We start from the raw sequence: 22,591 nt of genomic DNA, 5'->3' as shown, positions 1-22,591 counted from the left end.
TTATTCACTAGTGTATTTCTTCCTGCCTCTATTGCAATACAGCACAACCCTCACCTAAAGATAAGGCATTTTGTAATTGAAAAATAAATTAATACAGGAAAGGTCATCGTTAGAAACCTTTCTTCTATTAACTTGTTACCATCATATCTTAAACTTACGATAATCTAATATAATAATTCTATTTATATATGGAAAAAATATATAAAAATAAAATGTATCCAAACAGAGTATTACAAATAGTCGAAATATAACGATAGATTGAAAAATCATCATAAGGGCAGTTGTAAAGCCCTTATGATGATTAAGAGATGAATTATTTTTCCACTTTTTCTGGAACTACGATTTCACCGCTAATAATTTTTTCTTTATATTCGTCAATAACAGCTTGTACGTCTGCTGGGATTGCACCACGAGAATCAGCCAGTTTCACACCGTCTTCAGCAAGACCGTAAACAACTGTTGTACCGCCTGGGAATTCACCATTTTTCGCTTTGTTTGAGAAATCTACTACTGCAGTGTTAACACCTTTTAACATAGAAGTTAAAGTAACGTTTGTTTTATCATCTACTTTACCTTCATCATATTGGTCAGCATCTACACCGATTACCCATACGTTTGCCTTAGGGTCTTTTGCTTTACGCTCTTTTGCTTCAGAGAATACACCGTTACCAGTTGCACCAGCAGCGTGGAAAATAATATCTACGCCTGAAGAGTACATGCTGTTAGCCGCAATTTTACCAAGGTCCGCTTTATCAAATGCAGCTGTATAGTTGCGTTGAATTTCTATATCAGGGTTAACAGCTTTAGCACCTTCAACGAAACCAGCTTCAAAACGATTGATAACTGGAATATCTACGCCACCTACGAAGCCGATTTTACCTGTTTTAGACATTTTAGCAGCCGCTACACCTGCTAAAAATGCACCTTCTTGCTCTTTGAACATGATAGATACAACGTTATCAGCTTTTACTTCAGCATCGATTAATGCAAAGTGTTTGTCTGGGTTGTCAGCAGCTACCGCTTCAACAGCATCAGCCATCATGAAACCAATACCAAATACTAAGTCAAAGTCACGACGTAGTAAATTGTTTAAGTTCGTTTCGTAGTCAGCGTCAGAAGCTGATTGTAAGTAGTCGAAACCACCCTTACCTTTTTTCAGGTTGTGTTCTTTACCATAAGCTTGAACACCTTCCCATGCTGATTGGTTAAATGATTTGTCGTCAACGCCACCTACGTCAGTAACCATTGCTACTGAAAAAGTTTCTTCTGTCTTGTTATCGCCTGATGAAGCATTGTCTTTTGCAGGTTTTTCTTCGTCTTTCGTACCACATGCACCTAAAATTGCACTTGCAGCTAAAACTGATGATAAGACTAAACCAAATTTACGTTTTTTCATTTTGTTAACCCCCCAAGGTATTGTAATTAGCAGGAAAATAATTTAGAAATGTTCTACACCCGTTTACGTACTACATGGAAGCTGAATTTATCAGCTCGGAAATAATTTTTTGAATACAGCACTACTTGATCATTGTCATCGTAATGGAGCTGTTTCAATACTAAAAGAGCTGTTTCACGACCACAATTTAAAATCGGTGATGCTTGTTCATGATACCCAACCGGATCAATATACGTTACAGCATAGGCAACATGAATTTTACCCGATTGCTCAAGTGCCGAGAAAAGGGAAACTTCTTTTTTGTCAACAAAGTCAGTAGGCAGGAAGCTAGCTGGTAGTTTGTCTATACAATAAACTACTGGCTCACCATCTGCTGTTCTGACGCGTTCAATCGTGAGTATTTTATCTTCGCCATCACATTGGAAGCGTTTTAAATCTTCATCAGAAGGGATATTCTCAGTTGCCTTTAAAAACTTAGACCCTGGTTCCATACCTGCTGTTTCGATCATAGAAGAAATACTGGATAAATGCTCGATGCCTGATGTAAACAACGGCTTAGGATTGACAAATGTACCAACCCCATGTCGACGCACAATCACATTTTCCTCTTCCAACAGTCGAAGCGCCTCTCTAAGTGTTGCTCGACTTACTCCTAGTGATTTCGATAATTCAAATTCTGATGGAAGTTTTTCATTTTCTTTGAAAACGCCCGTCTCGATGTCAGACTTTAAACGATCAATTACTTGAAGATAGAGATGACGATGATCTGCTTTAATAGTCACATAAATCACCACCAAAATCAGAGATCAGACATCTGATGTACAACATTCCTACTAATCGTTCATAAATATAACATTTTTGCAGAATGAAATAAACTATTTTGAGCAAAATCAATAATAGAAATCATCCTTTCCTTACTTTCGACGCAAACATTTGGACATAAATTCCGCAATGACCCCATGTTTTTTCCTTAATTATCATATTGATGAATTAGCACCTGTCGAGGCTTACTTCCCTCTGGAGGCCCTACAATACCGCGTTGTTCCATCTGATCGACAATGCGCGCAGCACGCGAATAACCAATTCGGAAGCGACGTTGTAGCATTGATACCGAAGCGGTCTGCATATTTACTACTAATTGCACAGCCTCGTCAAATAATTCATCCGTTTCTTCTAAAACAGTCTCTTCTTCACTTGGAATCATCTCTTCCTGATACTGTGCTTTTTGTTGTTCTATAACAAAGTCAACAACCGCTTCTACTTCCTGATCAGATAAAAAGGCACCTTGCACGCGTTTCGGCTTCGATGCACCAGCAGGTAAAAATAACATATCGCCACGTCCAAGCAGGCGCTCTGCTCCACCCATATCTAAAATCGTTCTCGAATCAATTGCAGATGATACTGCAAATGCGATTCGAGATGGGATATTCGCCTTAATAACACCCGTTAGAACGTCTACACTTGGTCTTTGTGTCGCTAATATTAAATGGATGCCCGCTGCTCGCGCCATTTGTGCTAAACGCGTAATGGAATCCTCGACGTCATTTGAAGCAACCATCATTAAGTCTGCTAACTCATCTACAATAACTACGATGTATGGCAATTTAGGGTGCTTTTCCTCTGTTTGTTCATTGACCTTTTGGACATGCCCATTATAACCTTCAATATTTCTCGTGCCCGTATGTGAAAATAAATCATAGCGTCGTTCCATTTCTGAAACGACCTTTTTCAGTGCTTGTGACGCTTTGCGCGCATCGGTTACAACCGGTGCTAACAAATGAGGGATTCCATTATAAACATTCAATTCCACCATTTTCGGGTCAATCATCATCAGTTTGACTTCATGTGGCTTTGTACGCATTAGTATGGATACGACAATGCCATTTATACACACACTTTTCCCGCTGCCCGTTGAACCTGCCACAAGTAAATGCGGCATTTTATTGAGTTCTGCTAACACAGCTTGTCCTGTAATATCACGCCCTAAAGCTACTTGTAATAGCGATTCCGGCTTTGCTCCGTCTTTTGACTCTAGTACTTCTCGCAATGTAACGATTGCTACCTCACTATTTGGAACTTCAATACCAATGGCAGACTTTCCAGGAATCGGTGCCTCCATCCGAATATCTTTCGCTGCAAGTGCCAATGCAAGATCATCTTGTAGGTTGACAATTTTACTGACTTTTACACCAATATCCGGTAAAATCTCATACTTTGTTACAGCAGGTCCCAAATGAACTTGTGTCACTTTGGCTTTTACACCAAAGCTTTGCAATGTTTGCTCTAGCTTTTTCGCATTTGCCTGAATAACGGAATATTCACCGCTTTGGTCATGTTGTGGAGGCATTTGTAATAAATTGAATGAAGGAAGCTGATAATCTGCATTTTCCACAGCGTCTGCACTACCAATATGAACATCATCAATAAGCTCTCCGTCTTCAATCTCCGCAGGCTCTACAGTCTGCAATGGTTCTACTCGCTCATGTGAAACATTTTGCGTAAAGGCAGAAATAATTGGCTCATGAGGAACTTCCTCTTCTTCCTCATAGGCTGCTTGCACGTGATTGACCGCTGCAACCTCGTCTGTACTTTCCGCTCTGGAACGGCGACTTTTCGGCTTCTTTGGCGTATTTTTTTTCTTTTCTTGCTGCTTTTTTTGCCATTTTCCAAAGAGCACAGGCATTTTTTCAGCTAAATATGGAACGAGTGCTTTTCCTGTAACTAGAATTAAGCCGATAAAGAAAATAACCCAAGCTACCACTTTGGCTCCTGTAGCTTCAAATAATACATGAAGACCGCTAAATAACAGTGCACCTACCATACCACCGCCAAGTGCATTACTTCGATGGACTACACCATCCGTATCGATTAATATTCGCCACGACTCCCTCAAAACAGACTCCGATAATAAACCACCTGATTTTGTTAATTGCTCAAATAAAATACCATGACTAAAAATAGTCAAGCTCATAACAATGAGAACCATCCCTAACATAAGCCGGTCCTTTAGGCTTACTTTTTTCTGTCCAATCATAAGAAGCAATGCGACAAATATAAGCATAAATGGCACTGCAAAATGTAAATTCCCTAAAAGAAACATGGCAATGGTTTGTAAAATACGCCCGATCATGCCATATTCAAAAATCATAATGACCGCAATCGCGATTAAGATGAGCCCTAAAATTTCGTACATGAGCGGATGCATTTCTTTTTTATCGGATGTTGGTTTTGCTTTCGTGACTTTTTTCCTTTTATTACTTGCCATCTTTTTCACCTTCTTTTGCAATCCATTCTATATATGTAGCGAATAATATCATGTAGAACTCGATTATTTCAAAAAAAGGATTTTCCACCGTTTTATCGGCAAGAAAATCCTTCCTCCTTCGCTACTTCTTCAAAGCTTGCTCTACTTTCGACTCCTATCAAAAAACAAGCTTATTTATAAGTGCTTGACTATGTCATGTCACATTTTCATGTAAGACATTTACATACTTTTGACATTCAATCGGTAACGCAGCAAAATGTGGCGTCACTCGTTAGCAATATGCGTTAAAGAAATCTTTTAAAATTTTAATACTCCATTATGATTGGGATAATCATAGGGCGGCGCTTCGTTTTTTGGAATAAATAAGTATTTAATGTATCACGAATTTCTTGTTTAATATTTGTCCATTCGAAAGTATCTTTCCCAACATATTTTTCAATCACGTTTTTCGCAATTTCAGATGCTTCTACCATCAGTTGCTCTGACTCACGCACATAGACGAAACCACGCGATAAAATTTCGGGACCTGAAGCAATTTTCTTTTGTGCACGGTTTAAAGTGACAACAACAATGAAAATACCATCTTGCGAAAGTAATTTACGATCACGTAAAACAATATTTCCAACATCGCCTACACCGATACCGTCTATTAATACATTACCAGCTTGTACACGACCACTCATTCGCATTTTGCCATTTTTGTATTCGACAATATCACCTTTATCAGCGATAAAAATTTGTGATTTTTGCATACCAAGCTGTTGTGCTAACTTAGAGTGTGCAATCAGCATACGATATTCCCCTTGAACTGGAATAAAGTATTTCGGCTGCATTAAATTCAACATTAGTTTTAAATCTTCTTGGCTACCGTGACCTGATACATGGACATTTTTACTCGATGTCAAAATTTCAGCTCCAGCTTTTGCGATGGAGTTCATCGTATTGGCCATTTGCACTTCCATCCCAGGAGACGGCGTAAACGTAATAAGTACTGTATCATTTTGTTTAATTTTAATGTCTCGATGATGCTTACGAACAATTTTCTCTAACGCATCTAACGGTTCGCCTCTATTACCAGTTGTGATAATAATAATTTCTTCTTCTTGATATTTTTGCATCTCAGAGATTGGAATAATCGTATCTTCTTCTACCGTTAAGTACCCTAACTGTACACCTAAATCAACAGCTTTTTCTAAAGGTTTCCCCACAATAACCACTTTGCGGAACGATTTTTGCGCTTGCGTTAGGACTTGTTGAATACGAATGAAATTAGACGCATAGACAGCTACTAAAATACGACCTGGTGCCGAATGGAATGTTTTTGATAATTGCTCTTCAATCACAATTTCAGATGTCGTATAGCCTGGTCGCTCTGCTTCACAAGACTCCGATAGTAAGATAAATACGCCTTCTTCACCTAACTGTGCCATTTTGGCTAAATCCGGTTTAAACTTACCTGTTGCCGATTGGTCGAATTTAAACTCTCCAGTATGAACAATCGCTCCTTCAGAAGTATGGAACACAACCCCTAACGAATCGGGAATACTATGTGTTGTATGGAAGAATGTCACATACGTAGAGTTGAAATTCATACGGCTACGATTTGTTACTTCAAAGAATTTCACCTGATGTGGTGCAGGTAATTCCTTTAAATGTTCTTTGGCAAGTGCAATCGTTAATTTTGATCCATACACTGGTGCTTTCACTTTTTGTAAAATATAAGCGATTGACCCAATGGCATCCTCATGACCATGTGTTAAGAAAATCCCTTTCACACGCTCTTTGTTTTCTTCTAAATACGTAATATCAGGTATTACGATGTCAATGCCCAACATCTCGTCTTCTGGGAACATTAAACCGCTATCTACTACAAATAGCTCTTCGTCAATTTCTACTACGCACATTGCTTTTCCGATTTCGCCCACACCACCTAGTGGAATGATGCGAATTAATTCATTTTTCTTTTTTGTCAATTTGTTTCCTCCTAAAAAATATCCCGAACAGCAACCACTTATTTTCATTATACGATTTGCAAGGCTTTTGCACAAATTATTTTAAGTGCCAGTCACCCAAACAATTCTATCGTAAAAATCCACTACGCTTTCTGCTGGCACGTTGTAAGCCGAAACTCCTCGCTAACACGCGGTTTGTTGCGGCTTACACCTGCGCATTCCCGCTGGATTCTACCTTGAATTTTCACCTAGCTTGTTATGAAATTGTTTGAGTGCCTGGCACCGCAACAATAAAAAAACTATAGATAAACTCTTATTGGCGAGTTTATCTATAGTTTCACTTATTATCTAAAATTTTTAGCTTTTTCTTGGTACGTTTCCCATATTTGGTCGAAGTTCGCTTTTTCTTCATCTGTCATTTCCACCATTGGTAGTCGAACATTTAATGTATCAAAGCCTAGTTTTGTCATCGCATATTTGATCGGTGAAGGATTCGGTTGTGCAAATAGCGCACGTACTAAAGGTAATAATGCTCGATGAATTTTTGCAGCCTGTTCATGCTTTCCTTCTTCAAATAATCTGATCATTAACTGCATATCATTTCCGACAACGTGTGAAGCAACTGAAATGACACCAGCACCACCAATTGCTAACAATGGTAATGTTAATCCGTCATCCCCGCTATAAACTAAAAAATCATCTGCCGCTTCAACGTTTTCAATAATATCGCCCATTTGATCTAAATTCCCGCTCGCCTCTTTAATCCATGAGATATTAGGAATTTTACTTAAATCAACAGACGTCTCGTAGGCAACGTTTATACCTGTACGTCCTGGAACATTATAAAGCATCACAGGCAACTTTGTTTCTTTTGCAATCGTCTCAAAGTGCGCGTAAATACCTCGTTGGTTTGGCTTATTATAATAAGGTGCTACTAACATAATGCCATCCGCACCATTTTCCTCAGCCTTATGCGTCATCGCGATTGAATAGGCTGTTTCATTGTCCCCTGTACCTGCAATTACCGGTACACGTTACTTTTTCTACTGTAAATCGTACAACTTCAATTTTTTCTTCTGTGGTCATAGTTGGGTTTTCAGAGGTTGTGCCACATGCAACAATGCAATCAGTACCATTATCAATTAAATGATTAATAATACGTTCTAGTTCTGGATAATTAATCGTACCATCTTCTTTAAACGGCGTTATCATTGCCGTTCCAATTCGACCTAAATTCATCCTTACACCCCTCTTATAGTAAGTTATCCTCAAGCATTGCTTCTGCAATTTGAATAGAGTTCAATGCAGCGCCTTTTAATAAATTATCTGATACGATCCATAGGTGGAATCCTTTTTTATTATCTAAGTCTTGACGGATACGTCCTACAAAGGTAGCATCTTCCCCTTCTGCGTAAATCGGCATTGGGTAAGTTTGTGTTGCGATATCATCTTGTAATACAATTCCAGGTGCATTTCGTAATACTTCGAAAATGCCTTCTACTGTTGTCTCTTTTTCTACTTCAATATAAACAGATTCAGAGTGTCCTGAAACAACTGGTACACGTACACATGTAGCAGCTACTTTTAACTCTGGTGCATGCATAATTTTCTTCGTTTCATTAATCATTTTCATTTCTTCATATGTAAAGCCATTGTCAGTAAATTTATCAATTTGTGGAATGACATTACGGGCAATTGGGAAATGACGTTTGTCGCCACCACTCGGTAAAATATTTGCTTCTACATCTTTACCTGCATCCCAGTTTGCGCTTTGTGCTTTTAGTTCTTCAATTGCTGAAATCCCTGCACCAGAAACTGCTTGGTACGTCGATACCAATACTTTTGTTAAACCAAATGTTGCACGGATTGGTTCAAGCGCTGCAACCATTTGGATTGTTGAGCAGTTCGGATTAGCGATAATCCCCTTATGTTTAGCAAGATCGCCGCGATTCACCTCAGGTACTACTAGGGGCACCTCTGGGTCCATACGGAAATGGCTCGTATTGTCAATGACTACTGCCCCGCGTTTAGCCGCTTCTGGCGCAAGCACTGCCGATACAGAACCTCCCGCAGAGAATAAAGCGACATTGACGCCTTCAAAAGCTTCAGGTGTCGCTTCTTCAATTGTATACGTCTCACCATTAAATTCGATTGGTTTTCCTGCGGAACGTGCAGAAGCTAAAAACTTAATCTGTCCGATCGGAAATTTACGTTTAATTAGCTGTTCCATCATTTTTGAACCTACTGCTCCTGTTGCACCTACAACCGCAACTGTTAACTGCTTAGTCATCTGTCATCTCTCCTTGAATACAAGTTCCATAATGTGTGATATTGTATCATAAAAATACTGAAAATTGTGTGCAATTAATGATTTATTTGAAATATTGTATCAACAGTGGTTGTAATTGCTTTTTCTGCGTAATTGCTGCATGAACCGTGTCGACCATTTGGTCAAAATCAGCAATTAATGAATTGGGTTTTCCATGTGGTGAATCCTGACCAAATGGAATAAAGTAGATGTTTTTCGCATTGAGCAGTTTCATAATATTGATGCCATTTAAGCCCAGTGCATCATTTGTAGAAATACCTAGAACGACTGGGGAGCCATTTCGCAAAGTTGCCTTTGCAGCCATGAGCACAGGACTATCCGTCGCGGCATTGGCAAATTTACTAATACTATTGCCAGTCATTGGTGCTATGACCATTGCATCCAACGGATTGGAAGGCCCAAATGGTTCCGCTTCTTTTATAGAAGAAATAACCTTTTCCCCTGTCAAAGCCTCTATTTTCGCAATCCATTCTTCCCCTGTTCCAAAACGTGTTGCGGCATGTAATACTGAATGCGTAATAATGGGGATAACGGTCGCCCCTGCATCAATAAAATTTTGAATCTTTGGTACAACATCTTCATACGTACAATGTGAAGCCGTAATGCCTAAACCAATTCGTTTACCCGTCAGCAATTTTCTTCCTCCTCTATTGCCTTGCACAAAATTTCTGCCGCATCATGTGCAAAGTATTTCCCAGGTAATGATGGCAATAGTACATACGTTTGCAATTGGTCCGCATCAATATCTAAACAGCCTGGCTCCGAAGCTAAATCATATAACACGGCTGGCACATGATCCTGAAACGATTCTGTAATCCACTTCGCTGGAATCGTATTAATGAAAATCCCATCATGTATGGACCATTTTCGATCGTCTAAATTCGAAGCTTTATAGCCATATGCTTTTGCTTCACTCACTTGTACCACTGAACGCGCAACAATATGCACATTAGCGCCCATCTTTACGAGTAAAGAAGCGAGCATTTTGGCGATGCGACCAAAGCCTGCGATCGTAAAGTTTTGTCCGTAAATACATTTCTGCTCGAGTCCGTAAAACGTGGCGATAAATCCCTCCGCCGTCAACCTTGCATTTTGCCAAATAAAAGACTCCTGTTGCAAGTAACAATTCGTGTCATTTTTTTCTAGCAATTGCTTCCAATGCATCGTTAATCGACCCGTATAAAACTTCACTTGTGATATGCCATACAATTGCTCCACTTCTATCTTCAACGGAAGTATAGGGAGAACAATTTTATTAGGCTGGAACTCTAAAACAAGTTTATTTAACTCCTCATTCCAAACTGAAGTTCTTTTATAAAATACTGTACGTGAAGGACTTCGCAACATCGTCGCTAATTCTTTTAATCTTGAGTCCTCGCCGATTACCAGCCATTTTTCGTTTTCCAAAAGCTCACCTCACTGTAAAAATTCAGACTGTACTGTCGTCGTTTTGTTAAATAAAATACGATCTTCTCCAATTAATATAATTTCATGCCACGGAATCATTTCACTAACTTTTACTTTCTTCTTTTGGAATGGCATTTTTTCTTTAATAATCTCAAATCCATGTATCTTTCCTGTCTGCACATCTAATAGGCATTCTGTGTGTGCCAGTATGCCAAAATGTACACCACCTTCAACTTGAATCAATTCTTTATCCACCATTTCAGATAATAGCATGCCTCATCTCCCTCCTTGAGCCGTTAACCCAATATATGCCGAGTTTTTGCAATTCGTGCCCCATACAAAAGTACTTCTAGGTTGCAACTTTCATACATACTGTGTATAGTGTGTATATACAGTTATAATCAAGAGGTGAAAATAAGTGCGTATCCATTTAAGCAACGCGAGTGATAAACCAATCTATGAACAAATTACTGTTCAGCTAAAAGAAGCCATTTTAGCCAATAAACTTCACGCAGGCGATGCACTACCCTCTATACGTGCACTCGCCAAGGATCTCAAAATTAGCGTGATGACAACCAAACGAGCATATGCAGATTTAGAGCGAGACGGCTTTATTGAAACGGTAGCGGGAAAAGGTAGCTTTGTTACTGAACGTAACCAAGATTTTTTACGGGAGGAGTTATTGCGCCAAGTAGAGGAGCATTTGCAAAAAGCCGTCAGAACAGCTAAAACCGCCGGACTTGCAAAAGAGGAGTTAGTAGACTTACTTTCATTAATTGTAGAGGAGGACAACTAAATGAATGCCATTGAAATCCATGATTTACACAAAGGCTTTGAAGGCTTTTCACTAAAAGATATTAGTTTTTCAGTACCTCAAGGAACAGTAATGGGCTTTGTTGGTGAAAACGGTGCAGGTAAATCCACTACCATAAAATGCATGCTTAATTTATTAAAAAAAGAATATGGCGAAATTTTGCTATTCGGTAAAGATATTGTCGAATATGAGCTTGCGATAAAAAACGACATCGGTGTCGTTTTCGACGAGCTGCATGTACCTGAAACGCTGAATGCGACGCAACTCGACAAATTTATGAAAAGGGTATTTAAAACATGGGATTCGAATTATTATTTTGAGCGATTGACGCAATTTAAGGTGCCTAAACGAAAAAAGGTAAAAGAGTTGTCTCGAGGAATGAGGATGAAGCTATCGATAGCGTTAGCATTGTCGCACCATCCAAAATTATTAATTTTAGATGAACCAACCAGTGGATTAGACCCAATTATACGTGATGAAATTCTCGACTTATTTTTAGCGTTTATGCAGGATGAAACACATAGCATACTATTTTCATCACATATAACAAGTGATTTAGAAAAGATAGCTGACTATATTACATTTATTCATAACGGTGAAATATTATTTAGTGAAAGCAAGGATGTCTTACTATATGATTACGGGATTTTTAAAGGGACGAATGAGGAAATAAGCGAATTACCTGAGCAAGCAATTATTCAAAAACGCGATGGTACTTTCGGGCTTGAAGTACTTGTGCTAAAAAATGAAATAAACGAAGCATTTACCGTTGAAAGACCGACTATTGAGGATATCATGCTATTTTTCGTGAAAGGTAGTGTTCAGCCATGACTGCTCTTGTAGTAAAAGATTTAATGACGATACAGCGTCAGCTAAAGACACAAGCTTTTATACTTATCCCCATGCTGCTTTTTTCCATACTAATGGGGCAAGGATCAATTATTTTTTCCTTTATATTATTTATCCTTGTTATTCAGGCCATTACTGCCCTTACCTACGATGAACTTTGCAGCTGGGACAAATATGTCAATACCTTACCCATTAGCAAGAGCGAAATTGTCCTTAGTAAATACATGCTTAGCCTTGTGTTAATGTTAATTGGTCTAATTATTGCATTACCTGTAGTTTTTATCATGAATCATTTTACAAACGATTGGGGAACCGCTAATTTTTTCCTTACATTCAATCTTCTAATTGGGGCGGCATTTTGTTTGCTTGCTTTAATCCTACCGATTTATATCAAATACGGTTCTATAAAAGGTCGAATCGTTCTAATTGTTTTATGCTTTATTCCTGGTTTACTCATTGGGCTGTTAGAGGAGTATTTTGCAGATGTTGTGATTACGATTTCTAAGCTACAACAGTTCAGCTATTTAGCACCATTTATTGGACTATTTATTTTATGGTTATCTTCTCTAATTGCAACAGCAATCTATAAACGCAAGGATTTTTAAAAAGGGGTGTGCACCATGAAAGCTTTATTATGGCATAGATTGTCCATGCAAAAGGGGCATATTTTTATAGTGATTATCATTAGCTTATTTATAACTTTAATCAACTTCCGTTATTTTAGTAATGCTTCTATCGCCATGTTTGCGTTAATTTTATCTGCAACGATAGTCCAAAGCATGTATACGCAAGATCATAAAGTGAAGTGGGAACTCTTTGTAAACAGTCTTCCTTTAACTAAAAAAACGCAGTTACTAGCGGATTATCTCTATTGCTACAGCTTTATTGCATTACTTTTTATCACATCTGCTCCTATTTACTTTTCATCGTTTTACGAACAAAGTAATCGTTTCGAGCATTTCGCTATTTATTTCGCTAATATTAGCTGTGCGATTTTGCTTATTTGTACGCAGTTTTATTTACATCATTTAGCGGAAACTAAAGGGACGCGTTCCTTTAAAATGTTTATTTATATAGTAGGTATTTTTTTTATTAATTTTCCAATTCATTATTACTTAGCAATGGCAGCCGCCAATTTGTCCATTATATTAATACCAACAGTCCTTAGCGCCATTATTAGTGTTGTCGTTTTTCGAAAATGCCATGTGCTCTATACAGCAAAAGAGATTTTTTAATGCTCCGCAATATGCTAAGCCTCATCATAAGTATCGTGATGGGGCTTTGCTCAATTTTAATTGAGTTCCAATTCCATTCCATGCGCTCGCTTTTGGGAACATATCTCTCACACTTGTGGCGACAATCCCTCTTAAGTGTCAGTTTTTCGCAAGAAAAGGCATCCAACATTTGAATTGTTGGATGCCTCGCACTTTTTATATTAACGTTATCTGCTTTATGTTAAGCTTCAGGTCCGATGATGGAAATCGCTGGCTCAGCTTTTAATATTTTCGAGATAAGACGATCTACAGACTCCATCGTTACCGCATCGATGGACGCGAGTACTTCATCTACTGACCGATGTCTTCGGTGCACTAATTCACTAGTACCATTTCGGTTCATGCGTGCGCCTGTTCCTTCAAGGCCAAGCACAAAGCTTCCTTTTAACTGTTCCTTGGCATTATCTAACTCTTCCTCCGTCACGCCCCCCGCTACGATATCAAGTAGTGTGGCATCAATGGTATGTTGCAATTGCGATAGTTGTTGACGACTTGCACTGCCGTAAATTGTAAATGCCCCAACATCTGCGTAGCAAGATTGGTAGGAGAAAATTGTATATGCTAAGCCACGCTCTTCACGTACTTCTTGAAATAGTCGAGAACTCATATTGCCACCAATAATATTATTTAACGCAATAAAGCTATACATATCCGGATCTTTGACGCCAATAGCTGGGTAAGAAAGGGCTAAATGCGCCTGCTCCGTATCTCGCGTTTTCGTTATTTCTCCTGGATGGAACTGAGGATTTGTTAGGACAGGTACAACAGCAAGTGGTGATGCTTCGTAACGTCCGAATAAATCTTCAATCGTAGTTAATAGGGTTGGAGAAATATTGCCTGCCACAGAAATAACAATTGATTCTGGTCCATAATGTTTCGCCATATAATTGCGAATCATATCTGCTGTAAATGTTTTTAACGTAGCGGCGGTCCCTAAAATCGGGCGACCTAGGGCATCATTTGGATACATGACTTCCCAAAGCTTTTCATGCACATCATCATCTGGAGCATCCTCACTCATTAATATTTCCTCTAATACGACTTGACGTTCCTTTTCTAATTCCTCTTCTGCAAATGTCGAATGAAAGAACATATCTGCTAGGATGGAAATAGCCAGCTCTGCATGATGGTCTAAAACTTTCGCATAGTAGCAAGTATTTTCTTTTGAAGTAAAGGCATTTAATTCGCCTCCAATACGGTCAAACTCTTCAGCGATTTGGCGGGCACTTCGCGTTGTTGTACCTTTAAAAAGCATATGCTCTATAAAGTGCGTAATCCCATTTTCCTCTGGTAATTCATAGCGTGAACCAGCATTGACAAATATGCCAAGTGCAACAGATCTAACATGATCAATTTGCTCTGACACAATACGCACACCGTTTTGACATGTATGTACTTGTACCAAATATTCTCCTCCTCTTATACATCCGTTTTATTTAAAAAAGGCTGCGCATCATACGCAGCCTTTTTTTATCAAATTATTTACCTTGTTCTGCGCGTTCTTTTTCTTCTTGAATAACCACTTTACGAGATAAATTCACACGACCTTGTTTGTCGATTTCAATTACTTTTACAAGTAATTGATCGCCTAGTTTTAACACATCTTCCACTTGCTTTGTACGTTCCTCTTGAATTTCAGAGATGTGTAATAAGCCATCTTTCCCTGGGAAGATTTCACAGAATGCACCGAATTTTTCGATACGTTTTACAGTGGATAAGTAGTATTCGCCCACTTTTGCTTCACGTACGATGTCTTCGATAATTTGTTTTGCACGAGCGTTCATTTCTTCGTCTGCTGAAGAGATGTAAATTGTACCATCTTGTTCTGTATCAATTTTTACGCCAGTTTCTTCAATAATTTTATTAATTTGCTTACCGCCTGGTCCAATAACATCGCGGATTTTATCTGGATTGATACGTACAATCACGATTTTTGGTGCATAAGCAGATAATTTTTCACGTGGTTGAGCCAATGTTGCAAGCATTGATTCTAAAATATGCATACGGCCAATTTTAGCTTGAGTCAATGCTTCTTCTAAAATATTTCGTGATAGACCGTCAATTTTAATATCCATTTGAAGTGCTGTTACGCCTTTAGCCGTACCTGCTACTTTAAAGTCCATATCGCCAAGATGGTCTTCCATACCTTGGATATCTGTTAAAATGGAATAATGCTCGCCTTTTTTAATCAGCCCCATCGCGATACCTGCAACAGGTGCTTTTAACGGAACACCAGCATCCATCATAGCTAATGTAGAAGCACAAATTGATGCTTGTGATGTTGAACCGTTCGATTCAAGTACTTCTGATACACAACGGATTGTGTATGGGAATACAGATTCATCAGGAATAACTGCTTCTAGTGCACGCTCACCTAGAGCACCGTGACCGATTTCACGACGACCTGGTCCACGAATTGGGCCAGTTTCCCCTACAGAGAATTGTGGGAAATTGTAGTGATGCATAAAGCGTTTAGATTCCTCAACACCTAAGCCGTCAATAATTTGAACATCACCAAGTGCACCTAATGTACAAATTGATAAGGCTTGTGTTTGTCCACGTGTAAATAATGCTGAACCGTGCGTACGTTGTAATAGCCCTGTTTCAGAAGAAAGTGGACGAATTTCATCCAACTTACGACCATCTGGACGGATTTTATCTTCTGTAATTTGACGACGTACTTCGTCTTTTACCATTTTATCTAAAATAGTATGCACTTGTTTCATTGTTGTTTCATCGGCTTCTTGCTCTTCATAAGAAGCAATGATACGATCTTTCACCGCAGTGATTGCTTCATCACGTGCATGCTTTTCAGCTGTTTGAATAGCGTCATGCATATCAGTTTCACAAGCTGCTTTAATATCTGCTTGAATCGCTTCATCAATTTCAAATAATGTGACAGGTAATTTTTCTTTCCCTACTTCAGCAACAATTTGTTCTTGGAAAGCAATTATTTTTTTAATTTCTTCATGACCGAACATAATTGCTTCTAACATTACTTCTTCAGGCACTTCTAAAGCGCCCGCTTCAACCATGTTAATAGCATCCTTGTTACCCGCTACAGATAAATGGATTGTTGACATGTTCGCTTGCTCAACAGTTGGGTTCACGATGAATTCACCGTCAATATAACCAACTTGTACACCGGCAATTGGTCCATCGAATGGAATATCAGAAATTGCTAATGCTAATGATGAACCTACCATTGCTGCCATTTCAGATGTGCAATCAGGGTCATTAGACATAACCATAGAAATAACTTGTACTTCATTACGGAAACCGTCTGGGAACATCGGACGAATTGGACGGTCAATTAAACGGCTTGCTAGAATTGCTTTTTCAGATGGGCGTCCTTCACGTTTAATAAAGCCGCCAGGAATTTTACCTGCTGCATATAAACGTTCTTCGTAGTTTACTGTTAATGGGAAGAAATCAAGTGGTTTGGGTGATTTTGACATTGTTGCTGTTGCAAGTACAGAAGTATCACCATAGCGTACTAATGCTGCTCCATTTGCTTGTTTTGCTAACTGTCCTACTTCAATTACAAGTGGACGGCCAGCCCATTCGTAGGAATAGACTTTCTTTTCGTTCATTCAATGAACCCCTCTCTATTATAAAAACACTTACTCGTCTGTATGTACTAATAGTAAGTGTACCAAAAATGCTTGTTCTATGCTAAATATTTCATGAAATAATCATACATTTAAATTCAGTTATTGCCAATTTATTTAGGATTTATTGCTTTATTTGGTTGGAATGGCGTTTTTGCTTGTTTTCATCTTATATTTTTACTTATCTTGTTGCGATTCGTCGTTAGCTAGAAAGTTTATAAACATAAAGAAAAAGCGGGAATAATCCCGCTTTTCGATTGTCAATTAGCGACGTAAGCCTAAACGATTGATTAGTTCACGGTAACGTTGAACGTCAGTTTCACGAAGATATTTAAGTAAGTGACGACGACGACCTACCATTTTAAGAAGACCACGCTCAGAGTGGAAATCTTTTTTGTGTGTACGTAAGTGAGTGTTTAAAGCGTTGATTTCAGCTGTTAAAACTGCAACTTGTACTTCTGGAGAACCAGTGTCACTTTCGTGAGTACGGTACTCAGCGATAATTTCGTTTTTACGTTCTTTTGTAATAGCCATTTGTATTGACCTCCTAAATAATTGTTAAATCCCCATTAGCACAGTAAACGTTGGAGTCATCGGTATACCGAGCTAAGGTTAAGCACTTTATGCACTTATGAATGTTACCATAAAACAATGGGGCAAGCAAGTAATAACATAGCTCATGCCATGTGATGCTGCGGACAGCGCTATTTCATAACATGAAAAAATTGTATAGCCTCTTGCTTATCTTTCTCTATTTGAATTTTTAGCGCTTCAATTCCGTCAAACTTCCGCTCGCTTCGAATACGTTTATACCAAGCAACATGTACTTCTTCCCCATAGATGTTTTTCTCGAAGTTTAAAATATGTACTTCGATAGATAATTGCTTGTCGTTTGGATCTTTAAATGTTGGTTTATAACCTACATTACATACACCATCATACCAATTATTTTGTACAAGCAGTCGTACTGCATACACACCACTTGCTGGAATGTAAGTACCCTCTAGTGCTTGTACATTTGCAGTAGGAAAGCCGATTGTACGTCCACGTTTATCGCCATGCACCACAATACCCTTTATTTCAAATGGACGGCCTAGAAGCATACGAGCAGCCTCCATATCGCCCTCTTGTAATACTTTACGAATGCGTGTTGAGCTGATTTTCTCAAGCGAGTCAGCTTTCTTATCGACCACCGTTACACCATATTCGCCATTGCTTAAGACACGCATATCTTCCATCGTGCCTTTCCCAAATGCACCAAATGAAAAATCAAATCCTGCTGTAACATGTTGAATATTTAACCCTCGAATAAAGGTATCAATAAAAGCAGCCGGTGACAGCTTCGCAAAGTCTGATGTGAAGTGTACAACAAATACCGTATCAACACCTAGTTCTTCAAACAGCTGCAATTTTTGCTGTAGTAATGTAATATAAAATACTTTTTCATTGCGTCCGCCTAGCACTAATGATGGATGCGGATCAAATGTCATAACGGCAGTCGGGATTTGTCGCTTGCCCCCCTCTTGCTTGGCCGCTTCAATAACCGCCTGATGTCCAATATGTACACCATCAAAAAAGCCAATTGCCAATGAGTACGGCTGGATACTTTCTCGCTGTTGTAATTGGTGTGGGTATTTTAAATGAATGACCTCCATACAAAAAATCCTCCTACTCTATCGTTGGGAACATTTTATGTGGCTTCATCAACCCTTCTTTTGTCGGATGGGCTTGATAAACCGCAAATGCTTTCCCTTTGATTCCAAACACAATTTTATCATGCACCTTTAATAATGCATCTGCTGGAAGCACTTGTCCATTGAAAATTTCTTTTTCAATCGATGATGTTATTTCAATATATGGATAGTCTGATAAGGCATATTCTACTGGAAGAATGCATGTATGAATTTGTTCATTTTCCATTAATTCGGCAACTTGTGCTAGTGTAAAACAATTGTCTTGTGTAAATGTGCCAGACGCAGTTCGTACAAGCTCTTGCATATGTGCAGGATAGCCTAGCGCTTCACCAATTTGTACAGCTAATGTACGAATATATGTGCCTTTGCTACATGAAATCCTTACAGGGAATGTAATTTCATGCCCTTCGTAAATTTCCTTATCATCAAGTAACTCTAACGCATAAATGGTCACCTGTCTTGTCGGTCTTTCCACCGTTTCGCCTTTACGAGCATATTCATATAGCCGTTTCCCATTGACTTTAACAGCTGAAAACATCGGTGGTGTCTGATTAATAACACCCGTTAAGGAAGCTAAGACATCCAGCAACTCGGCACGCGTAAACGCCTTATTTGTAGTATCTTCCTTAACCGTTTCCCCTTCTGCATCTTCAGTCGTCGTTGTTCGCCCAATGGAAATAACTGCCTCATAGGTCTTCCCTGCATCCGTTAAATATTCGGCAATACGTGTTGCCTGTCCGATACAGATGGGCAGAACCCCTTCTACTCCTGGATCTAAAGTGCCCGTATGGCCAACTTTTTTTGTTCGCAATATTTTTCGTAATTTAAAGACGCAATCATGACTCGTCATGCCACGTTCTTTCCAAAGCGGTAAAATACCGTTCATCTAAATCCCCCTTTTAGTACCATCACATGAAAAAAGCCTGCCTGCATGAAGATGCATGTGGCAGACTTTTACTGTTGTTATTCTTTGTGTAAACCACGTAGTAATGAATCAATGCGGTTACCATACTCAATCGATGAGTCAAATTCAAAGATTAATTCTGGTGTTCGACGTAAACGAATACGAGAACCGATTTCAGAACGGATAAAACCAGCAGCTTTTACTAAAGCTTTTAGCGTTTCCTCACGTTCACGTTCATTGCCTAATGATGTAATATAAATTGTCGCTTGTTGTAAATCACCTGTTACATCTACACCAGTAACAGTAACGAAGCCAACACGCGGATCTTTAATTTTACGGCCAATAATATCACCAAGCTCTTTTTTCATTTGCTCAGCAACACGGTTTGAGCGTAGAGACATAATTAGTCACCTCTATTTCGATGTTCAGCTATTTGCGTTAAGCGAATGACTATGTCAATAAAAGGTTTTAAACAAACCTAACACTTTCATTGACAATAACCATCCTAAATCTTACAAATAACCTTTGCTGCTTATAAATAGTCTCGCCACACATTAAGTTGTTCCCAAGACGGATTTGACTGCAAATAATGAAGGGCGTGATTGATTTCACGCTCTGCTGCGTCCTTCGAGGAAGAAACAGCAACAAGCGCTAATTTCGTACGCTGCCATACATTTTGATGGTCAATTTCGGCAATGGATACATTAAACTTCTGTTTTGTGCGCGTAATCATACGCTGTAATACAGCGCGTTTTTCCTTTAACGAATGGGCAGTTTGGATAATAAATTCTACCTCAACGTATACAATCATTATGCACGTTTAACTTCTTCCATAATGTAGGCTTCAATGATGTCGCCTTCTTTAATGTCATTGAAGTTTGTAATCGTAATACCACATTCGTATCCTCTTGCTACTTCTTTTACTTCATCTTTGAAACGTTTTAATGTATCTAATTCGCCTTCGAAGATTACCACGTTGTCACGAATTACACGGACACCAGAATCACGTGTTACTTTACCTTCTGTTACGTAAGAACCTGCGATTGTACCAACTTTAGATACTTTAATTGTTTGACGAACTTCCGCTTGACCGATGATTTTTTCTTCAAATTCTGGGTCTAGCATACCTTTCATCGCTTGCTCAATTTCTTCAATTACTTTATAAATAACGCGGTGTAGACGAATATCTACGCCTTCTTCCTCTGCTGCACGTTTTGCATTTGTATCTGGTCGTACGTTGAAACCAATTACGATTGCATTCGATGCTGCGGCAAGAGAAATATCTGATTCTGTAATTGCGCCAGCGCCAGTATGAATAATTTTCACATTTACGCCTTCTACATCAATTTTCATTAATGAAGCAGCCATTGCTTCTACAGTACCTTGAACGTCAGCTTTAACGATTAAGTTTAACTCTTTCATTTCGCCTTGACTCATTTGTTCAAATAAGTTATCAAGCGTGACACGTTGTTTTTCAGAACGTTGTGCTTGAATAGCTGTCATTGCACGAGTTTCACCAACTTGACGAGCTGTTTTTTCGTCTTCGAAGACAACGAAGCGGTCCCCAGCTTGCGGTACATCGTTTAAACCTGTAATTTCGACTGGTGTAGATGGACCAGCTTCTTTTACGCGACGCCCTTTATCGTTAACCATTGCACGAACACGGCCATAAGCGTGACCAACTACGATTGGATCACCAACTTTTAATGTACCGTCTTGTACTAATAGTGTTGCAACAGAACCACGGCCTTTATCAAGCTGTGCTTCAATTACAGTACCAAGTGCTAAACGATCTGGATTTGCTTTTAGCTCTCCCACTTCGGCAACAAGTAATACCATTTCTAGCAATGTATCAATACCTTCACCTTTTAATGCTGAAATTGGCACGAAAATCGTATCGCCACCCCAAGCTTCAGGTACTAAACCATGCTCAGTTAATTCTTGCATTACACGATCAGGGTTTGCTGAAGGTTTATCCATTTTGTTGACAGCAACAATAATTGGCACTTCTGCAGCTTTTGCATGGTTAATGGCTTCAACTGTTTGAGGCATCACACCGTCGTCAGCTGCTACTACTAGAATTGTTAAGTCCGTTACTTTTGCACCGCGTGCACGCATTGTTGTAAATGCAGCGTGCCCTGGTGTATCAAGGAACGTAATCTTTTTGTCGCCTTCTGTTACTTGGTAAGCACCGATATGCTGTGTAATACCACCAGCTTCTCCAGCTGTCACTTTTGTATGACGAATTGAGTCAAGTAAAGTCGTTTTACCGTGGTCAACGTGACCCATAATTGTTACTACAGGTGGACGTTCTGATAATTCAGCTTCATTGACTTCTTCTGTTTGCTCGAAGTGAGTTTCTAAATCCGTAATATCTACACGGATTTCTTCTTCAACTTCTACACCGTAGTCTGCGCAAATTAATTCAATTGCATCCTTATCTAATTCTTGGTTAATTGTTGCCATTACGCCAAGCATAAATAATTTTTTAATGATTTCAGATGGTTCACGATATAATTTTTTTGCTAATTCTGCTACTGAAAGCGACTCAACAAAAGTAATTTTTTCTGGTAGTTCTTTTTGTTTAATTGGTAATGTTGGTTGATGCGTTTTTGGATGACGGCGTTTACCACCGTGGATTCCTGGTTTTGGACGTTGGTTGTATCCACCACCGCCTCTGCGATTATTATTATTATTGTTATTATTATTATTTTGTGTCATATTTCTATTTTGATTACCTTTAGTATTCTTAGATTTTTCGTTAGACGAATTTGAGTTTTGTTGCGTATTATAATGATTTGCTTTCGGCGTCGATGTAGCAGATTGCTGCTTTTGTCCATCTTGCTTTTTCACCGATTGCTGTGGTTTTTGTTGTCCATTCGCTTGCGAACGTTGTGTTACATTTTGAGTAGCTTGCCTTGCCTCTCTTTTCTCTGTCGGTGCTTTAAATGATTGATTTAACTTTGCCACAGTATCTTTTTCCAACATAGACATATGGTTCGTTACACTCACATTTAATTTACTTAGCGCTTCAATAACCTCTTTACTCGATTTATTCACTTGTTTGGCATATTCATGAACTCTGATTTTGGTCAT

20 protein-coding genes and 1 pseudogene are annotated in these 22,591 nt (G+C 38.8%); 4 read left to right on the top strand and 17 right to left on the bottom strand.

Annotation, left to right across the window (positions count from 1 at the left end):
* Positions 1–313: 313 nt before the first annotated feature.
* From LO754_RS05135 to LO754_RS05095, 9 genes and pseudogenes are all read right to left on the bottom strand, one after another.
* Entirely contained in the window at positions 314–1,396 is a 1,083-nt protein-coding gene (locus LO754_RS05135) for a BMP family lipoprotein (protein WP_229388783.1), read from the bottom strand.
* 53 nt (positions 1,397–1,449) lie between these two features.
* On the bottom strand, positions 1,450–2,178 hold the full coding sequence (locus LO754_RS05130; protein WP_024361974.1) for a GntR family transcriptional regulator: 729 nt from the start codon (positions 2,176–2,178) through the stop codon (positions 1,450–1,452).
* 188 nt (positions 2,179–2,366) lie between these two features.
* A complete protein-coding gene (locus LO754_RS05125) occupies positions 2,367–4,661 on the bottom strand; it encodes an FtsK/SpoIIIE family DNA translocase (RefSeq protein ID WP_024361975.1) in 2,295 nt (764 codons plus the stop codon).
* Positions 4,662–4,966: 305 nt separating this feature from the next.
* Positions 4,967–6,634 (bottom strand): ribonuclease J, encoded by a 1,668-nt coding sequence (locus tag LO754_RS05120; RefSeq protein ID WP_024361976.1) that lies wholly within the window; start codon positions 6,632–6,634, stop codon positions 4,967–4,969.
* Between the two features lie 323 nt (positions 6,635–6,957).
* Positions 6,958–7,852 (bottom strand): annotated as a pseudogene (gene dapA / locus LO754_RS05115) (4-hydroxy-tetrahydrodipicolinate synthase).
* Positions 7,853–7,865: 13 nt separating this feature from the next.
* On the bottom strand, positions 7,866–8,903 hold the full coding sequence (locus LO754_RS05110; protein WP_024361978.1) for an aspartate-semialdehyde dehydrogenase: 1,038 nt from the start codon (positions 8,901–8,903) through the stop codon (positions 7,866–7,868).
* Between the two features lie 82 nt (positions 8,904–8,985).
* The gene (locus LO754_RS05105; protein WP_024361979.1) at positions 8,986–9,576 is read right to left on the bottom strand and encodes a dipicolinate synthase subunit B; all 591 of its coding nucleotides are present in this window, start codon (positions 9,574–9,576) and stop codon (positions 8,986–8,988) included.
* Positions 9,570–10,349 carry a dipicolinate synthase gene (locus tag LO754_RS05100; protein ID WP_024361980.1) on the bottom strand — a complete coding sequence of 260 codons (780 nt, stop codon included), beginning with the start codon at positions 10,347–10,349 and terminating at the stop codon, positions 9,570–9,572. The genes LO754_RS05105 and LO754_RS05100 overlap by 7 nt, the downstream gene beginning before the upstream one ends.
* Positions 10,350–10,358: 9 nt before the next feature.
* On the bottom strand, positions 10,359–10,622 hold the full coding sequence (locus tag LO754_RS05095; RefSeq protein WP_024361981.1) for a YlmC/YmxH family sporulation protein: 264 nt from the start codon (positions 10,620–10,622) through the stop codon (positions 10,359–10,361).
* Between the two features lie 145 nt (positions 10,623–10,767).
* Between LO754_RS05095 and LO754_RS05090 the strand changes: the two genes are divergently transcribed.
* The 4 genes from LO754_RS05090 to LO754_RS05075 are packed head-to-tail and all read left to right on the top strand — an operon-like array spanning position 10,768 to position 13,247.
* The gene (locus LO754_RS05090) at positions 10,768–11,145 is read left to right on the top strand and encodes a GntR family transcriptional regulator (protein WP_025218815.1); all 378 of its coding nucleotides are present in this window, start codon (positions 10,768–10,770) and stop codon (positions 11,143–11,145) included.
* On the top strand, positions 11,146–11,994 hold the full coding sequence (locus tag LO754_RS05085) for an ABC transporter ATP-binding protein (protein ID WP_025218814.1): 849 nt from the start codon (positions 11,146–11,148) through the stop codon (positions 11,992–11,994).
* Positions 11,991–12,617, top strand: coding sequence for an ABC-2 transporter permease (locus LO754_RS05080; protein WP_024361984.1), 627 nt, complete (start codon positions 11,991–11,993; stop codon positions 12,615–12,617). The genes LO754_RS05085 and LO754_RS05080 overlap by 4 nt, the downstream gene beginning before the upstream one ends.
* Positions 12,618–12,632: 15 nt before the next feature.
* Positions 12,633–13,247 carry an ABC-2 transporter permease gene (locus LO754_RS05075; RefSeq protein ID WP_024361985.1) on the top strand — a complete coding sequence of 205 codons (615 nt, stop codon included), beginning with the start codon at positions 12,633–12,635 and terminating at the stop codon, positions 13,245–13,247.
* 220 nt (positions 13,248–13,467) lie between these two features.
* On the opposite strand, the gene LO754_RS05070 is transcribed toward LO754_RS05075, so the two are convergent.
* The 8 genes from LO754_RS05070 to infB form a co-directional block, all read right to left on the bottom strand.
* Positions 13,468–14,691, bottom strand: a complete 1,224-nt coding sequence (locus LO754_RS05070; RefSeq protein WP_024361986.1) for a M16 family metallopeptidase — start codon at positions 14,689–14,691, stop codon at positions 13,468–13,470.
* Positions 14,692–14,764: 73 nt separating this feature from the next.
* The gene (pnp, locus tag LO754_RS05065; RefSeq protein ID WP_024361987.1) at positions 14,765–16,879 is read right to left on the bottom strand and encodes a polyribonucleotide nucleotidyltransferase; all 2,115 of its coding nucleotides are present in this window, start codon (positions 16,877–16,879) and stop codon (positions 14,765–14,767) included.
* Between the two features lie 282 nt (positions 16,880–17,161).
* Entirely contained in the window at positions 17,162–17,431 is a 270-nt protein-coding gene (gene rpsO / locus LO754_RS05060; protein WP_008178982.1) for a 30S ribosomal protein S15, read from the bottom strand.
* A 170-nt stretch (positions 17,432–17,601) separates the two neighbouring features.
* On the bottom strand, positions 17,602–18,552 hold the full coding sequence (ribF, locus tag LO754_RS05055) for a riboflavin biosynthesis protein RibF (RefSeq protein ID WP_229388779.1): 951 nt from the start codon (positions 18,550–18,552) through the stop codon (positions 17,602–17,604).
* A 13-nt stretch (positions 18,553–18,565) separates the two neighbouring features.
* Complete coding sequence (gene truB, locus LO754_RS05050; protein WP_229388778.1) at positions 18,566–19,477, bottom strand: tRNA pseudouridine(55) synthase TruB; 912 nt, start codon at positions 19,475–19,477, stop codon at positions 18,566–18,568.
* A 77-nt stretch (positions 19,478–19,554) separates the two neighbouring features.
* Entirely contained in the window at positions 19,555–19,896 is a 342-nt protein-coding gene (rbfA, locus tag LO754_RS05045) for a 30S ribosome-binding factor RbfA (protein ID WP_024361990.1), read from the bottom strand.
* A gap of 131 nt (positions 19,897–20,027) precedes the next feature.
* Entirely contained in the window at positions 20,028–20,306 is a 279-nt protein-coding gene (locus tag LO754_RS05040) for a DUF503 domain-containing protein (RefSeq protein WP_024361991.1), read from the bottom strand.
* The gene (gene infB, locus LO754_RS05035; RefSeq protein WP_025218810.1) at positions 20,306–22,591 is read right to left on the bottom strand and encodes a translation initiation factor IF-2; all 2,286 of its coding nucleotides are present in this window, start codon (positions 22,589–22,591) and stop codon (positions 20,306–20,308) included. The genes LO754_RS05040 and infB overlap by 1 nt, the downstream gene beginning before the upstream one ends.

Source organism: Lysinibacillus sp. GJ-1 (assembly GCF_021166035.1).
Taxonomy (GTDB): domain Bacteria; phylum Bacillota; class Bacilli; order Bacillales_A; family Planococcaceae; genus Lysinibacillus; species Lysinibacillus sphaericus.
The sequence above is the reverse complement of the archived record's forward strand: the minus strand, read 5'-3'. Positions and strand labels throughout refer to the sequence as shown.

Coding starts and splice junctions, on each gene's coding strand:
- LO754_RS05075 (WP_024361985.1), top strand. CDS start 12,633: ATGAAAGCTTTATTATGGCATAGATTGTCCATGCAAAAGGGGCATATT.
- LO754_RS05125 (WP_024361975.1), bottom strand. CDS start 4,661: ATGGCAAGTAATAAAAGGAAAAAAGTCACGAAAGCAAAACCAACATCC.
- truB (WP_229388778.1), bottom strand. CDS start 19,477: ATGAACGGTATTTTACCGCTTTGGAAAGAACGTGGCATGACGAGTCAT.
- LO754_RS05110 (WP_024361978.1), bottom strand. CDS start 8,903: ATGACTAAGCAGTTAACAGTTGCGGTTGTAGGTGCAACAGGAGCAGTA.
- LO754_RS05040 (WP_024361991.1), bottom strand. CDS start 20,306: ATGATTGTATACGTTGAGGTAGAATTTATTATCCAAACTGCCCATTCG.
- LO754_RS05080 (WP_024361984.1), top strand. CDS start 11,991: ATGACTGCTCTTGTAGTAAAAGATTTAATGACGATACAGCGTCAGCTA.
- rbfA (WP_024361990.1), bottom strand. CDS start 19,896: ATGTCTCTACGCTCAAACCGTGTTGCTGAGCAAATGAAAAAAGAGCTT.
- pnp (WP_024361987.1), bottom strand. CDS start 16,879: ATGAACGAAAAGAAAGTCTATTCCTACGAATGGGCTGGCCGTCCACTT.
- LO754_RS05135 (WP_229388783.1), bottom strand. CDS start 1,396: ATGAAAAAACGTAAATTTGGTTTAGTCTTATCATCAGTTTTAGCTGCA.
- LO754_RS05085 (WP_025218814.1), top strand. CDS start 11,146: ATGAATGCCATTGAAATCCATGATTTACACAAAGGCTTTGAAGGCTTT.
- rpsO (WP_008178982.1), bottom strand. CDS start 17,431: ATGGCTATTACAAAAGAACGTAAAAACGAAATTATCGCTGAGTACCGT.
- infB (WP_025218810.1), bottom strand. CDS start 22,591: ATGACCAAAATCAGAGTTCATGAATATGCCAAACAAGTGAATAAATCG.
- LO754_RS05095 (WP_024361981.1), bottom strand. CDS start 10,622: ATGCTATTATCTGAAATGGTGGATAAAGAATTGATTCAAGTTGAAGGT.
- ribF (WP_229388779.1), bottom strand. CDS start 18,552: ATGGAGGTCATTCATTTAAAATACCCACACCAATTACAACAGCGAGAA.